Below are 14,147 nucleotides of genomic sequence, written 5' to 3'. Positions count from 1 at the left end.
GGGCGGCGCGTGAGGGGCCGCCCGGGACGGGGCCGGGGACGGACGTCTCCAGGTCTTCGTCCGCAATAGGCTGTGCGCATGCTTCGTCGTGTCATGACCCTCGTTGTCGCCCTCGTCCTCCTCGTCGGGCTCGGCGTCGGCAGCCTCTTCCTCCCCGTTCCCTACCTGGTGGCCGCGCCCGGCCTCACCGTGGACACGCTCGGAGAGGTCAAGGAGGAGCCGGTCATCAAGATCGAGGACGCTCGGAGTTATGAGCACGACGGCTCCCTGTCCATGGTGACCGTGCAGTACGCGGGCGGGCCCCAGCACCGGCTCGACTTCCTCACCGTCGTCACCGCATGGCTCTCGCCCACCCAGGCGGTCCTGCCCGAGAAGCTCCTCTTCCCCTCCGGGCGCACGCCCGAGGAGGTCACCGAGCGGCAGACCGTGCAGATGAACGACTCACAGACCGACGCCACCGCCGCGGCGCTCAACGAGCTCGGCATGGCCTACGAGGCGGTCCCCCTGGTCAGCGGCACCGTCGAGGGCATGCCCGCGCACGGCGTGGTGGAGGAGGGCGACCTCATCCTGGCCGTGGACGGCGAGCCCGTGCCCACCGAGGGCGGCGGTGACCAGGGGAGCCCCGTGGGCAGCTCCGCGGTCGTGGAGATGGTCGGCGACCGCGAGCCCGGCGACCCGGTCGAGCTCACCCTGGACCGGGACGGCGAGACCGTCGACGTGGAGATCACCACCGAGGAGGGCGACTCGGGCGGTGCGGCGGTCGGCGTGCTCATCACCGACCGGATGGACTTCCCCGTGGACGTGGAGATCACCGTCGGCGACATCGGCGGACCCAGCGCGGGCATGATGTTCGCGCTCGGGATCATGGACCGGCTCAGCGAGGAGGGCCTCACCGGCGGGGCGGACGTCGCCGGAACCGGCACCATCACCGCCGACGGCCGGGTCGGCGGGGTCAGCGGCGTCCAGCAGAAGATGGTCAGCGCCCAGCGCGACGGGGCCGAGTACTTCCTCGTGGCCGCCGAGAGCTGCTCCCAGGTGTCCCAGTCGGCCGCATACGGGGAGCTGGAGGTGGCGCGGGTCGAGACCCTCGCCGACGCGGTGGACGCGCTCCAGACCATCCGCACCGGCGAGGGCGAGCTGCCCCGCTGCGAGTAGGCGGTGCTTGCTCTGGGACTTCCGCTTCGCTTCAGCCCGCCGTCGCCCGCCGGGGCGCTACGCGCCGATGCGGGCTACCACCCTCAACGGACGCTACGCGCAGTGCCTTCCGTGTTCGGGCGCCCTATGGGCGGGAACCCTCGGATCCTCCGGTGTGACGGCTCGGCCCACGCCGTCGCCCGCCACCGCCCTCGAACGACGGCCTCCGGCCGCAGTACCTGTCGTCCCGCCTGCGAATCCTCCAGAACCCCGCCGGCGCCCGAACGACACCCCCAGGGGTCGGCAGGCGTTCAGCGGAACCGGCGGGGACGGGGTCAGTCCTTCTCCTGCTCCGGGTCCTCCTCGATGTCCAGGGTCAGGGCCAGGGCCGAGGTCAGCGCGGGCACCAGGTCCGCGCCGCTGAGCACCTCCGACTCGCTGTCGTGGCTGCGCATGCGCATCGCGCAGTGCCGGGAGCCGTCGCGCAGCACCCCGGCGACCATGCGGATCTCCTCGGTCTCCTTGTCGGAGGAGTCCGGGTCCTCGCCCGGGGCCAGGGTCTCGTCCGAGCCCTTCACCACCAGGCGCTCCATCACCAGCGCGCACCCGGCCACGCCCTCGGGCCACATGATGCGTCCCAGCGCCTCCTCCAGCGGGACTTCGTCCGGCAGCTGCTCCTGCTCGACCGGGGTCAACTCGTCGGGGTCCACAGGGGAGCCGACCCCCAGCAGTTCGGCCAGCGCGGGTTCGGCCTTCAGCAGTTCGGCGGTGGGCACCAGGGCGTACAGCCCCAACGGTCGGTCCCAGCCCTGCCCCGCGGCGTGGCGTTCGAGGTCCATGACGGCTTCGCGAATATTCGACACGTTATCCATAGTGACCGATGTGGAAACCACTCCGCCTCGGTTTCCGGACAGTAGGGTCACCACGGGACCCCGTATGCCACTCCGATACACCAACGATGCAGCCTTGTCATGCGTTCGAGGGTGGTTTCGGGAACCCAGGAGCCACCGTTTAAGTTTTCAGTAATAGGGCGCCACACGCGCACCAACGCACCTACCAAGCCAACCGAGGGGGAGGCGTGAGCTTCCGATCGCCCGGCGCACCACCTGCGCGTATGCCTCGCCGATCAAGGTTGCTCGCGCCAGTCGCAGCGACCGTGGTCGTCATCATCGCGGTGCTGATGCTCGCCGCGAACTTCTGGACCGACTACAAGTGGTTCGGTTCCGTCGGGTACACCTCGGTCTTCGTGACCGAGCTGTGGACCCGTGTCCTTCTGTTCGCCGTGTCCGGCCTGGTCATGGCCGTCATCGTCGGCGCGAGCATCTTCTTCGCCTACCGCTCCCGGCCCGGTATCCGGCCGATGAGCCTGGAGCAGCAGGGCCTGGACCGCTACCGGCAGTCCATCGACCCGCACCGCAAGCTGTTCTTCTGGATCGCCGTGGGCGCCCTCGCCCTACTGGCCGGCGTCGCGGCCAGCGGTGACTGGCGCTCCTACCTCCAGTTCATGAACAGCACCGAGTTCGGTGTCGACGACCCCGAGTTCGGCATGGACGTCGCGTTCTTCGCCTTCGTCTACCCGTTCCTGCGCGTCCTGCTCGGCTACCTGTACGCGGCGGTCATCCTGGCGTTCATCGCCGCGGTGGTCGTCCACTACCTGTACGGCGGCGTCCGCCTCCAGAACGACTCGGGCCAGCGCGCCACCCCCGCCGCCCGCGTGCACCTGTCGGTGCTGCTGGGCGTGTTCGTGCTGCTGCGCGCCTGCTCCTACTGGCTGGACCGCTACGGACTGGTCTTCTCCGAGCGCGGCTACACCTTCGGCGCCTCCTACACCGACGTGAACGCGGTCAAGACCGCGCTGCTGATCCTCACGGTCATCTCGGTCATCTGCGCCGTGCTGTTCTTCGCCAACATCTACTTCAAGAACACCATGGTCCCCATGGCCAGCCTCGGACTGCTGGTGCTGTCCGCCGTGCTGGTCGGCGCCGCCTACCCCGCGATCGTGCAGAACTTCCAGGTCGACCCGAACGAGCAGCGCCTGGAGAGCCCCTACATCGAGCGCAACATCGAGTACACGCGCAACGCTTACGGCATCGCCGACGCCGAGGTCCAAGCCTACGACGCCACCACCGAGCTCAGCGCGCAGGACCTGGTGGAGGAGTCCCAGGGCACCACGGTGCGCCTGGTCGACCCCTCCGTGGTCTCGCAGACCTTCCAGCAGATGCAGCAGGTCCGCGGCTTCTACCAGTTCCCCGACGTGCTGGAGGTCGACCGCTACCCGGACACCAGCGGCAACCTGATCGACACGATCGTGGCCGTCCGCGAGCTGGACGGGCCGCCCGAGGACCAGAACAACTGGCTCAACCGGCACCTGATCTACACCCACGGCTACGGCATGGTCGCCGCCGCCGGCACCCAGATCGACGCCGAGGGCCGCCCGGTCTTCACCGAGTACAACATCCCGCCGCGCGGTGAGCTGAGCGACGCCGTCGGCGAGTACGAGCCGCGCGTCTACTACGGCCGCGAGGGCGCCGACTACGTCATCGTCCAGGCCGAGGAGGAGTACGACTACCCCCTCGACTCGGAGGAGGACACGGGCGACGTGCCCACCCCCGAGGACGCCGTGGAGACCGAGGTCAGCCCGAGCCCGGACGAGGCGCGGGCCCCGGCCGACGCCGACCAGCAGGGCGCGGAGCAGACCGAGGAGGCCCCCGCCGAGGGCGGTGAGGGCGCCGACGAGGCCGGCGGCTCCCAGGCCTACAACCGCTACGAGGGCAGCGGCGGCGTCCAGCTGAGCAGCTTCTTCGACCGTGTCCTGTACGCGATCAAGTACCAGGAACCGAACATCCTGCTCAACAGCGCCATCGCCAGCGACTCGCGCATCATCTACGAGCGCGACCCGGTGGAGCGCGTCGAGAAGGTCGCCCCGTTCCTGACCATGGACAGCCGCCCCTACCCGGCGGTCGTCGACGGCAGGATCGTGTGGATCGTGGACGGCTACACCACGTCCAACGGCTACCCGTACGCGAAGCCGATCGACTTCACCCAGGCGGTGACCGACACCTTCACGGACGGCACGGCCCAGCAGGTCGGCGCGCTGCCGGGCAACGAGGTCAACTACATCCGCAACTCGGTGAAGGCCACCGTCGACGCCTACGACGGCTCGGTCACCCTGTACGCCTGGGACGAGGAGGACCCGGTCCTGCGGACGTGGATGGACTCGTTCCCGGGCATCATCACCGAGAAGGACGAGATGAGCGAGGAGCTCGTCGACCACCTGCGCTACCCGGACGACCTGTTCAAGGTGCAGCGCGAGATCATGCGCGAGTACCACGTGACGAACGCGTCCGCCTTCTACGGAGGTCAGGACTTCTGGTCGGTCCCCAACGACCCGACCGGCGGTACCGAGGCTCCCGAGCCGCCCTACCGCCAGACCATCCACTACCCGGGCGAGGACGAGGCCACCTTCTCGCTGACCAGCACGTTCGTGCCGCGCGGCCGTGAGAACCTGGCGGCCTTCATGGCGGTGGACAGCGATCCCCGCTCGGACGACTACGGCCAGCTCAAGCTGCTGGAGCTGCCGCGGAGCACGGTGATCTTCGGTCCCGGACAGGTGCAGAACGCCTTCGACGCCGACGCGGACGTCCGCGAGGTGCTGCTGCCGCTGGAGCAGTCCAACGCGGAGGTGACGCGGGGCAACCTGCTCACGCTGCCGTTCGCGGGCGGCCTGCTCTACGTCGAGCCGCTGTACGTGCAGGCCGGTGGCGGCGGCGCCGCCTCCTTCCCGCTGCTGCAGCAGGTCATGGTCGGCTTCGGTGAGGAGGTCGCGATCGGCAGCAGCCTGCCGGACGCGCTCAGCAACCTCTTCGACGGGGAGGCCCAGGTGCCGGAGGAAGGCGCCGAGGAGCCGCCGCCGGAGGAAGAGGGCGGAGCCGGCGGAGGCGGTGAAGGCGGCGGTGACCAGGAGCTCACCGACGCCCTCAACGAGGCCGTCGAGGCCTGGGAAGAGGCCCAGGAATCGAGCGAGGAGGCCGACAAGCGCCTGAAGGAGGCACTGGAAGCCCTCGAGGAGCAGATGAACGAGGAGTAGTCCTTCGTTCTCCGCGCTGCGCGGGGCGGGGCCTTCGGGTCCCGCCCCGTTCGTCGTGTCCGGGGCGGGACGCGCCCGTCGGCCGGGTGGCCCACGTCTCGCTCCGCTGATTTGGGTTCTCGCCCGGAGCGCGCTAATGTGGAGACACAACAACGCGGGGTGGAGCAGTTCGGTAGCTCGCTGGGCTCATAACCCAGAGGTCGCAGGTTCAAATCCTGTCCCCGCTACGAGACCCGGACCCGGGAGAAATCCCGGGTCCGTTGGTTTTCCGATTTCCGCCTTTTCGGTGGTGTTCGGTAAGGAGATGCCCGAGAGGGCGTGTCCACACGGTCAGACCGGGGCTCAGGCCCTGGTAGACTGGTCTCAGGCCGGTGGGGAAACCGACTGGCCGAGGGGGAGTCTCCACGGTTTTCCAAGCGGAAAGCCGATTTGCTCCCGGAGGTGAAAGCCTCTAGAATAGGAGACACAACAACGCGGGGTGGAGCAGTTCGGTAGCTCGCTGGGCTCATAACCCAGAGGTCGCAGGTTCAAATCCTGTCCCCGCTACCAAGGAAACACCGGGTGCGATTACGCGCCCGGTGTTTTTGCGTTCCGGGACCCGTCCCTACCGGGCACGTGTGCGCCGTGGCGCGCCGCCCGGTTCCCCGGACGGCGCGTGCTCAGCGGGTACGGCCCTCCACCAGCTCCACCACGCGGTCGGCCCGCGCGGCCACCTTGGGGTCGTGGGTCACCACGACCACCGCCGCGTCGCGGATCCTGGCCTGCTCCAGCAGCTGCTCCATGATCATGGTGCTGCTGGCGGCGTCCAGGGCGCCCGTGGGCTCGTCGGCGAGGATCAGGGCGGGCTCCCGGCTCAGCGCCCGGGCCAGGGCCACACGTTGCTGCTCGCCGCCGGAGAGCTGGTGCGGCTGCGAGTGGAGCCGGTGTTCCAGGCCCACGGCCTCCAGCAGGGCGCGGGCCCGCGCCCTGCGGCGCAGCAGCGGCACGCCGCCGAGCACCATCGGCACGCCGACGTTGGCCAGGGCGGTCCGCCGCTCCAGCAGGTGGAACTGCTGGAACACGAAGCCGACGCCCTCGCCCCGCAGGCGGGACCGCGGCCCCTCGCCCAGACGTGTGGTGTCCACTCCGTCGAACGTGTAGGTGCCGCCGCTGGGCCGGTCGAGCAGGCCCAGCAGGTTCAACAGGGTGGACTTGCCCGACCCGGACTGGCCGACGATCGCCACGACCTCGCCGCGCTCCACCTGGAACGTGCAGTCGTGCAGCACGTCGATCCGGGTCCCCGACACCGTGAAGTGCCGGGTCACCTCCCGCACGTCCAGCAGGGGCGCGGAACCGGGGCGGGACGTGGCGGCCCCGGGGGCCGCTGTGTCGACGGACACCTAGTCCACCTCCTCCACTGCCATTCCCTCCTCGGTGAGGAGCTCCTCCTCGGGGCCTCCTCCGGGGACGTCGAAGCGGGGGTCGAGCGGCACCGGGTCCAGGACCGTGTCGCCGACGCTCAGCCCCTCGGTGACCTCGACGAGCGAGCCGTCGGACATCCCGAGCTTCACCTCGCGGGTCTCCTCGGTCCCGTCGTCGGCGACCACCACGACCTCGCCCGAGTCGACGTTGCCGCGCACGGCGGTCACCGGGACGACCAGGACGTTCTCCGCCTTGCCCGTGCTGACGGACAGCTTGCCCTGGACCCCGTCGAAGACCTTCAGTCCGTCGGGCACCCGGCAGGCCAGCTCCGCGCCGCCGCCACCGCCGCCACCGCCGCCGGTCTCGCCGCCGGCGGTACCGCCCTCCTCCGGGGCCGCGCCACCGCCGCCCCCGACCGAGCCCAGGGACAGGAACGCGCACTCGGAGGCGGGCGGCCCCTGGTCGATCTGGAGCAGGATCTCCTCGGGGTCCTCGTAGAACCGGTAGAGGTCGTTGGGCGGGATGGAGGCGACGGCGCGGAACTCCTCCGGGGCGACCGAGGCCACCACCGCGCCGGGCTCCAGAACGTCGCCGACCAGCACGTCCAGCCCCGACACCGTGCCGTCCGCCGGCGCGTACAGGGTGATCTCCCTGGTCGCGGGTGCGGCGCCCTCTCCCGTGGCGGGCGCCGACCCGTCGGGCACCTTCACGTTCACGATCGGCGCGCCGTTTCCGACCGCGGCGCCCTCGCCCACCCACACGTGGGTGACCGTTCCCCCGTTGCGGGCCTTCACCTCCTCGCCGGGCTCGGCCCGCACGACGGCGTCCAGCACCAGTTCGGAGCTGACCTCGCCCATCTCCACCTCGACCGGTGTGCCGCCCGTGTCCAGGGCGGACTCCCCCGAGGACGGGTCCACCCCGCCGCCCAGGCGCGGCACCAGCAGGTAGCCGGCTCCGGCCAGTCCGAGGACCACGACCAGGACCGCGCCGATGATGATCCACTTCTTCACGTGTGTGTCTCCTATTCCCGGAGTCCGGCGACGACGGACGCCCGCAGTGCCCGCGTCGCGGGGATGATTCCGGCCAGCAGCCCGACCAGCGCGGCGCTGCCCAGGCCGACGAGTACTCCGGAGGCGGGGATGTTCAGGGGAACGCCGTCGGGCAGCGGCACGAAGCGCTCCAGCACCATGCCGCCCGCGACCACCGCGGCCCAGCACCCGGCGAGGGCGATGACCCCGGCCACCAGCGACACCACCACCGCCTCCATGACCACGGCCACGAACAGGGTGGACCGGCTCGCGCCCAGGGCGCGGTAGGTGGCCAGTTCACGGCGGCGCTCGCGCACGGTGACCAGGCCGACGTTGAGCACGCCGAGCAGGCCGGTGGCGAGGGTGATGACGGCGATGCCCATCAGGCCCCAGGACATGTAGTCGATGATCCTGTCGACCTCCTCGGCGTAGTCCGCCCGGTAGGCCGAGATGCTCTCGGGGTCCTCGATACCCCAGCGCCACGACGCCGACGCCAGGCGCCCGGTGAAGACCTCTCCCCACGGGTCCTGTGCCGCCGGGTCCTGGGGGTCGATCCGCACCTGGTAGGTGGTCTGGGAGCCCGGCATCGCGAACGGGTCGCCCTCCTCCCCGCCGGTGTCGGAGGAGGATCCGAAGAGCAGGTCCTCGGAGGCGGGGGAGCGCAGGAGGTAGGCGCTGTACCAGCCGAGGTCCAGCGCCGAGCTCTCCAGGACGCCGACGACGCGCACGTCCAGCCACTGGTCGGTGCCGACCTGGACCTGTGTGAGGTCGCCGAGCGCGTCGGCGAGCGGCTGGTTGACGACCATGACCGGCGCCAGCGACCCGGTGTCGGCCTCGGTGAGCCAGCGGCCCTCGGCCATGTTCATCCGCCGGATGTCGCCCAGGGAGGGATCCACGCCGAGGAACTGCACGTCGGGGACCACCGAGCCGCCGGAGCGGATCTGCGGTGCCCCGGAGGGCGTGTGGTAGACCGAGACGTCCTGGCCGCCCGCGCGGACCAGGTCCTCCTCGAAGGCGGCGCGGTCGGTGATCTGGCCGAACACGCTGACCTGGAGGGTCGCCGGTCGGCCCGCGTTGGCCTCGCTGTAGGCGGTGGCGAACCGCTGGCCGAAGTCGCTGGCGGTGACCACCATGATCAGGGCGCCCACACCGACGACGATGCCCGCGCAGGACAGGATGGTCCGGGCGACGTTGGCCCGGGAACCGGCGAAGGCCAGCACGATCCCGGCTGTGAGGGAACGCAGCATTCGGCCCCTTCCCGTGGTGTCTGTGAGATCCGGTCACCGCGGGGGTGACACAGGGATACCCGCGGGGGTGGCGGGGTTTCAACAGACTTATCACCGGGAAGCGCGGATCCGGTTCACCCCGGCCGGAGGAATTTCGGGTCGCTGGTGTGGGCCCTGGTCCGGGGAGGGAACCGGAAGGACCGGGACGCGGTGCGGATCAGCTCCGGCGCAGGGGGGTGGGGCCGCCGTTGAGCCAGGTCAGCACCTGGTCGTGGACCATGCCGTTGGTGCACACGAGCGGTCCGCCGTCCTCGAAGCCCTCGCCGCGCAGGTCGGTGGCGCGCCCGCCCGCCTCCTCCAGGATGATCGGCAGCGGCGCGGCGTCCCACAGCGACAGCTCCGGCTCGGCGGAGACGTCCACGACGCCCTCGGCGACCATCACGTGCGACCAGAAGTCGCCGTAGGCGCGGGTGCGCCACACCGAGCGGGTCAGCCCGAGGAAGGACTCGAGGCGGCCCTGCTCCTCCCAACCGGTCAGCGAGGAGAAGCTCAGGGAGGCGTTCGACAGCTCCGACACCTTCGAGACGTAGCAGCGCGCGGCCTTCGACAGGCTGCGGCCCTGCCAGGTGCCGCCGCCCTTGGAGGCCCACCAGCGGCGGTGCAGGGCCGGGGCGGAGACCACGCCCACGACGGGGCGGTCGCCCTCCAGCAGGGCGATGAGGGTCGCCCACACCGGTACACCGCGCACGTAGTTCTTGGTGCCGTCGATGGGATCGATGACCCACACCCGGTTGCTGTTGCCGGTCCTGCCGTACTCCTCGCCCACCACGGCGTCACGGGGCCGGGCGCGGGAGAGCACGCCGCGCAGCGTCTCCTCGACCATGCGGTCGGCCTCGGTGACGGGGGTGAGGTCGGGTTTGGTCTCGACCACGAGGTCAAGCGCGCGGAAGCGCTTGAGCGCGAGGTCGTCGGCAGCGTCGGCGAGCACGTGGGCAAGCCGAAGATCATCGTCGAAGGACGCCATGACGGGTAACGCTACCGTCCCGGGCACGAACATGGCCAAAGGGGCACACGCGCGTGACCAGAGCGTTAGTTGCGCGGCGGGGGCGTGGACCCGGCGAGGGGTGCCGTACACGGGACCGGATGCGAGGATGGAGGACATGGACACCGGGAGCGGGCAGAGCCGTGCCGAGGGCGCCTCGGCGCGGGAGCGGTTGATGGACGCCGCCTACGCCGAGGTCGTCTCCGGCGGATGGGCCGGTCGGCGCATGGCGGACATCGCGGCGGTCGCCCAGGTGTCCCGCCAGACCCTGTACAACGTGTTCGGCAGCAAGGAGGGCCTGCTCCAGGCCGTGGTGGTGCGCGAGGTCAACGCGCTGCTCGACAGGGTGGTGCGCCTTCTGGAGGAGGGCGGGGACCCGCCGCACGCGGTGAGCCGGGCCACCCGCCTGGTGCTGCTCTCCGCCCGGGACAACCCGCTGCTGCGCGCGGTGGTCACCGGGGACCACGGACTCCTCCCGGTCCTCACCACCAGGTCGGAGCCCCTCCTGGAGGTCCTGGGCGAGCGCATCACCGCCCTGCTGGTCAAGCACGACCCCGGCCTGGCGGAGTCCGACGCCGAGGCCGCGGCCGACGTCTCCCTGCGCCTGACGGTGTCGTACTCGCTGCAGCCGATCGACCCGGACGAGGCCGCGAGCCGGGTCGAGACGGTCGTGCACGGGATGCTGCTGGTCGGCCGCTAGGAGGTGGCGGGCGTGCCGGAGGGGCCGCTGACGGAGCGCGAGCGCCAGGAGGTGCTGCGCACCCACATGCCGGACGGGCGGATCACCGCGATCCCGGTGCGCCGCTCCGCCCGGCTGGTCCTGCTCGACCAGGTCGCCCGCGCCTTCGAGCCCGGGGTCCGCTACAGCGAGGCCGAGGTCAACACGGTTCTGCGCGGATTCAGCGCGAACGTGTCGGTGCTCCGCCGCGGGCTTCTCGACGAGGGCTTCATGGAGTGCGCCCGCACCCGGTACTGGCGGTGCGGCGGGACCGTCGAGGTGTGAGGCGCGCCGGCCTCAGGGCACGGCGAGCAGGCCGATGATCCCCGTGCCGTCCTCGTCTCCGTGCCCTTGGACCACACGGCGCTCCATCAGCTCCGCGTACGGGGCCGGGAGCGCGGTGCTCACCCCCTGCTCCTCGGCGGTGCGCAGCAGCGTCCGGCCGCCCCGTGCCTGCATGGCGAGGTTGGAGACGACGCCCGTGGTGTGGTCGCCGCTCTCCAGCCGTTCGGCGCTGGTGTGGACGACGCCGACCATGGTGGTGAGCCGGTCGGAGAGCAGGGAGGCGAAGTCCCCCAGGGGCACGTCCTCGTCCCTGACCAGGGCGAAGGCGTTCGCGACCCCGGCGAACACGCCGTTCATCGCGCTGAGCAGGGCCACGTCGTACAGGTCGGCCAGCCCGGCGCCCTCGCCGACGAACACGGCCCCGGCCACGGCGGACAGGGCCTCCCCGTGCTCGGCGAAGGCCTCCCGGGAACCGCCGTAGAACACGTAGCCGCCCGAGGAGGACGGGATCGTGTACCGGGAGGACTTCGGCGAGGTGCCGCCCCGAGTCGAGTACTCGCTGACCGCGCTCGGCAGGTCCCTGAACGAGGCCCTGGAGCCGCTCGGCGCCTGGGGGCGGGCCCACGTCATCGGTACCGCCGACCCGGCCCCCGAGGCGTCTCCGGGCGGCTGAGGCCCGCGGGCCCGTGCCCCGCCGGGTCCCACGCCCGGCCGGTCTCACACCTCGTCGGTCTCGCCCTCGCGGCTGGCGAGCAGGCGGCGCAGCGACGCCACACGGTCCGGGTCCAGCTCTTCGCGGTCCAGGGCGGCCTGGACCGCGCAGTCGGGAGCGTCGGGCTGGTGGGAGCACTCGGGCGGGCAGTCCTCGGCGGCCCGGGCCAGGTCCGGGAAGCCCTCGACGATGTCCTCCGGGGCGATGTGGGCCAGGCCGAAGCTGCGCACGCCCGGGGTGTCGATCAGCCAGCCGTCCTCGAACGGCAGCGCGGCGGCCGACGTGGAGGTGTGGCGGCCGCGTCCGGTGACCGCGTTGACGTGGCCCACGGCCCGGTCGGTGCCCGGGACGAGCCGGTTGACCAGGGTGGACTTGCCCACGCCGGAGGAACCGACGAACACGGTGGTGCGGCCCTCCAGACGGGCGCGCAGGCCGGCGAGACCGCTCTCTGGGCCGAGCACCTCGTAGGGCACGCCCAGGGGCTCGTACACGCGCAGCAGTTCGTCCGGGTCAGCCAGGTCGGCCTTGGTCAGGCACAGGAGCGGGTCGAGCCCCGCGTCGTAGGCGGCGACCAGGCAGCGGTCCACGAAGCGGGGCTGCGGCGCGGGGTCGGCCAGGGCGCACACGATCGCCAACTGGTCGGCGTTGGCGACGATCACCCGCTCGACCGGGTCGGTGTCGTCGGCCGTGCGCCGCAGTACGGACTCGCGCTCCCTGACCCGCACGACCCGGGCCAGGGTGTCGGGCCTGCCGGACAGGTCGCCGACGATGTCGACGCGGTCGCCGACGACGATGGATCCCCGGCCGAGCTCACGGGCCTTCATCGCCACGACGGGGACGCCGCCCACCAGGCAGCGGTACCGGCCCCGGTCGACCGCGGTGACCATGCCCTCCACGGCGTCCTCGTGCTTGGGCCGGTTGCGGGTGCGGGGCCGGGAACCGCCCCGGGCACGCACGCGGATGTCGTCCTCGTCCAGGTGGCGCCCTCCGCCCTGTGTGCGGCTCATGCCAGTGCCTCCGCCCACAGGCCCGGGAAGTCGGGCAGGGTCTTGCGCGTGGTGGCGATGTCCTCCACCTCCACACCGGGCACCGCGAGCCCGATCACCGCGCCGGACGTGGCCATCCGGTGGTCGTCGTAGGAGTGGAACACCCCGCCGTGCAGCGGCCTCGGACGGATGACCAGGCCGTCGGGCAGCTCCTCGGCGTCGCCGCCCAGCCGGTTGATCTCGGCGGCCAGCGCGGCGATGCGGTCGGTCTCGTGGCGCCGCAGGTGGGCGATGCCGGTCAGCCGGGAGGGTGTCGAGGCCAGCGCGGCCACGGCGGCGACGGTGGGGGTCAGCTCGCCCACGTCGCGCAGGTCGGCTTCGATGCCCGCGATCCGGCCGGTGCCGCGCAGGGTGAGCCCGTCGGGGGACAGCGACACCTCGCCGCCCATGCGGGTGAACAGCGAACGCAGCGCGTCGCCGGGCTGGGTGGTGTGCTCCGGCCAGCCCTCGACGGTCACCTCGCCCCCGCTGACCAGGGCCGCGGCGAGGAAGGGCGCGGCGTTGGACAGGTCGGGCTCCACGGTGATGTCGGCCGCCTTGACCGGTCCGGGCCCGACCCTCCAGGAGTTCTCGGCGGTGGACACGGTCACCCCGGCCGAGCGCAGCATCTCCACGGTCATGTCCAGGTGCGGCTGGGAGGGCACGGGCGGTCCGGAGTGGCGCACGTGCACGCCCTCGGTGAAGCGGGCGCCGCTCAGGAGCAGGGCGGACACGAACTGGGAGGAGCCGGACGCGTCCAGGGTCACCTCGCCGCCGCGTACGGCGCCGGTGCCGTGGATGGTGACGGGCAGGGCTCCGCGGCCGCCGTCGTCGATGTCGGCGCCCAGCGCGCGCAGGGCGCCCAGGAGCTCGCCCACCGGCCGCTCGCGGGCACGCGGATCGCCGTCGAAGTCGACGGTCCCCGAGGCCAGGGCGGCCAGGGGCGGCACGAACCGCATCACCGTGCCCGCGTTGCCGACGTCGACCGAGGCCGGGCCGCGCAGCGGAGCCGGGGTGACCATCAGGTCCCCGCCGGAGTCCCCCGCCGGGGAGACCTCCACGCCCAGGGCGCGCAGGGCGCCGACCATCAGTTCGCTGTCCCGGCTGGCCAGGGGGCGGCGCACCAGGCAGGGGGTCTCCGACAGCGAGGCCAGGATCAGCGCGCGGTTGGTCATCGACTTGGACCCCGGCAGGGAGAGCCGGGCGCGCACCGGGTGCTCGGCCGTGGGCGCTGGCCAGTGGCCGCCGGAGGATCCGGCGGGGTCGGCGGGCTGGGCGGGCTGCGGGGACGCGGAGTCAGGCATGACACAAGGTTATCGGGACCGGGGCGGGTGGAGGAGGACGGCCGCGTGCCTGTGGACGGCCCGCCGCGGGCCGGGTCCCCGCGAACGGGGCGGGCGGGAGGCCGTCCGGGCTGCGTGCCGACAGCGGCAGCCGGGTTCCCGCGGGCGGGGACGGACGGGCGCCGTGGAGCCGGCCCCCGCGGCGC

12 protein-coding genes, 2 tRNA genes and 1 pseudogene are annotated in these 14,147 nt (G+C 72.0%); 7 read left to right on the top strand and 8 right to left on the bottom strand.

Annotated elements, in window-relative coordinates; genetic code table 11:
• Positions 1–93: 93 nt before the first annotated feature.
• Positions 94–1,155, top strand: coding sequence for a YlbL family protein (locus tag NOSIN_RS17520; RefSeq protein ID WP_077691786.1), 1,062 nt, complete (start codon positions 94–96; stop codon positions 1,153–1,155).
• A gap of 314 nt (positions 1,156–1,469) precedes the next feature.
• Here NOSIN_RS17520 and NOSIN_RS17515 read toward each other — a convergent pair whose 3' ends face one another.
• The gene (locus NOSIN_RS17515) at positions 1,470–2,006 is read right to left on the bottom strand and encodes a PPA1309 family protein (RefSeq protein ID WP_236743387.1); all 537 of its coding nucleotides are present in this window, start codon (positions 2,004–2,006) and stop codon (positions 1,470–1,472) included.
• A 284-nt stretch (positions 2,007–2,290) separates the two neighbouring features.
• Between NOSIN_RS17515 and NOSIN_RS17510 the strand changes: the two genes are divergently transcribed.
• From NOSIN_RS17510 to NOSIN_RS17500, 3 genes are all read left to right on the top strand, one after another.
• Complete coding sequence (locus NOSIN_RS17510; protein WP_077691784.1) at positions 2,291–5,221, top strand: UPF0182 family membrane protein; 2,931 nt, start codon at positions 2,291–2,293, stop codon at positions 5,219–5,221.
• A 153-nt stretch (positions 5,222–5,374) separates the two neighbouring features.
• Positions 5,375–5,448, top strand: a tRNA-Met gene (locus tag NOSIN_RS17505).
• Between the two features lie 245 nt (positions 5,449–5,693).
• Positions 5,694–5,770 (top strand) — tRNA-Met (locus NOSIN_RS17500).
• 110 nt (positions 5,771–5,880) lie between these two features.
• Here NOSIN_RS17500 and NOSIN_RS17495 read toward each other — a convergent pair.
• From NOSIN_RS17495 to hisN, 4 genes are all read right to left on the bottom strand, one after another.
• Positions 5,881–6,600 carry an ABC transporter ATP-binding protein gene (locus NOSIN_RS17495; RefSeq protein ID WP_077691783.1) on the bottom strand — a complete coding sequence of 240 codons (720 nt, stop codon included), beginning with the start codon at positions 6,598–6,600 and terminating at the stop codon, positions 5,881–5,883.
• Positions 6,601–7,632 carry an HlyD family efflux transporter periplasmic adaptor subunit gene (locus NOSIN_RS17490; protein WP_077691782.1) on the bottom strand — a complete coding sequence of 344 codons (1,032 nt, stop codon included), beginning with the start codon at positions 7,630–7,632 and terminating at the stop codon, positions 6,601–6,603.
• An 11-nt stretch (positions 7,633–7,643) separates the two neighbouring features.
• The gene (locus NOSIN_RS17485; RefSeq protein ID WP_077691781.1) at positions 7,644–8,897 is read right to left on the bottom strand and encodes an ABC transporter permease; all 1,254 of its coding nucleotides are present in this window, start codon (positions 8,895–8,897) and stop codon (positions 7,644–7,646) included.
• A 196-nt stretch (positions 8,898–9,093) separates the two neighbouring features.
• A complete protein-coding gene (gene hisN / locus NOSIN_RS17480) occupies positions 9,094–9,900 on the bottom strand; it encodes a histidinol-phosphatase (RefSeq protein WP_077691780.1) in 807 nt (268 codons plus the stop codon).
• 136 nt (positions 9,901–10,036) lie between these two features.
• On the opposite strand from hisN, the gene NOSIN_RS17475 reads away from it, so the two are divergent.
• Positions 10,037–10,618, top strand: coding sequence for a TetR/AcrR family transcriptional regulator (locus NOSIN_RS17475; protein ID WP_077693631.1), 582 nt, complete (start codon positions 10,037–10,039; stop codon positions 10,616–10,618).
• Positions 10,619–10,630: 12 nt separating this feature from the next.
• On the top strand, positions 10,631–10,921 hold the full coding sequence (locus tag NOSIN_RS17470; protein ID WP_077691779.1) for a DUF2087 domain-containing protein: 291 nt from the start codon (positions 10,631–10,633) through the stop codon (positions 10,919–10,921).
• 12 nt (positions 10,922–10,933) lie between these two features.
• Here NOSIN_RS17470 and NOSIN_RS17465 read toward each other — a convergent pair whose 3' ends face one another.
• Positions 10,934–11,407, bottom strand: coding sequence for an imine reductase family protein (locus NOSIN_RS17465; RefSeq protein ID WP_227015151.1), 474 nt, complete (start codon positions 11,405–11,407; stop codon positions 10,934–10,936).
• A gap of 10 nt (positions 11,408–11,417) precedes the next feature.
• On the opposite strand from NOSIN_RS17465, the pseudogene NOSIN_RS17460 reads away from it, so the two are divergent.
• A pseudogene (locus tag NOSIN_RS17460) lies at positions 11,418–11,594 on the top strand (winged helix-turn-helix transcriptional regulator); the annotation flags it as partial.
• A 44-nt stretch (positions 11,595–11,638) separates the two neighbouring features.
• Here the strand turns inward: NOSIN_RS17460 and rsgA are convergent.
• Together rsgA and aroA are read right to left on the bottom strand one after the other, a co-directional pair.
• The gene (gene rsgA, locus NOSIN_RS17455; protein ID WP_077691778.1) at positions 11,639–12,640 is read right to left on the bottom strand and encodes a ribosome small subunit-dependent GTPase A; all 1,002 of its coding nucleotides are present in this window, start codon (positions 12,638–12,640) and stop codon (positions 11,639–11,641) included.
• A complete protein-coding gene (gene aroA / locus NOSIN_RS17450) occupies positions 12,637–13,962 on the bottom strand; it encodes a 3-phosphoshikimate 1-carboxyvinyltransferase (RefSeq protein ID WP_077691777.1) in 1,326 nt (441 codons plus the stop codon). The genes rsgA and aroA overlap by 4 nt, the downstream gene beginning before the upstream one ends.
• Positions 13,963–14,147: the final 185 nt, after the last annotated feature.

The sequence above is a fragment of the Nocardiopsis sinuspersici genome (genome assembly GCF_001998325.1).
GTDB classification, from domain to species: Bacteria; Actinomycetota; Actinomycetes; order Streptosporangiales; family Streptosporangiaceae; genus Nocardiopsis; species Nocardiopsis sinuspersici.
The sequence above is the reverse complement of the archived record's forward strand: the minus strand, read 5'-3'. Positions and strand labels throughout refer to the sequence as shown.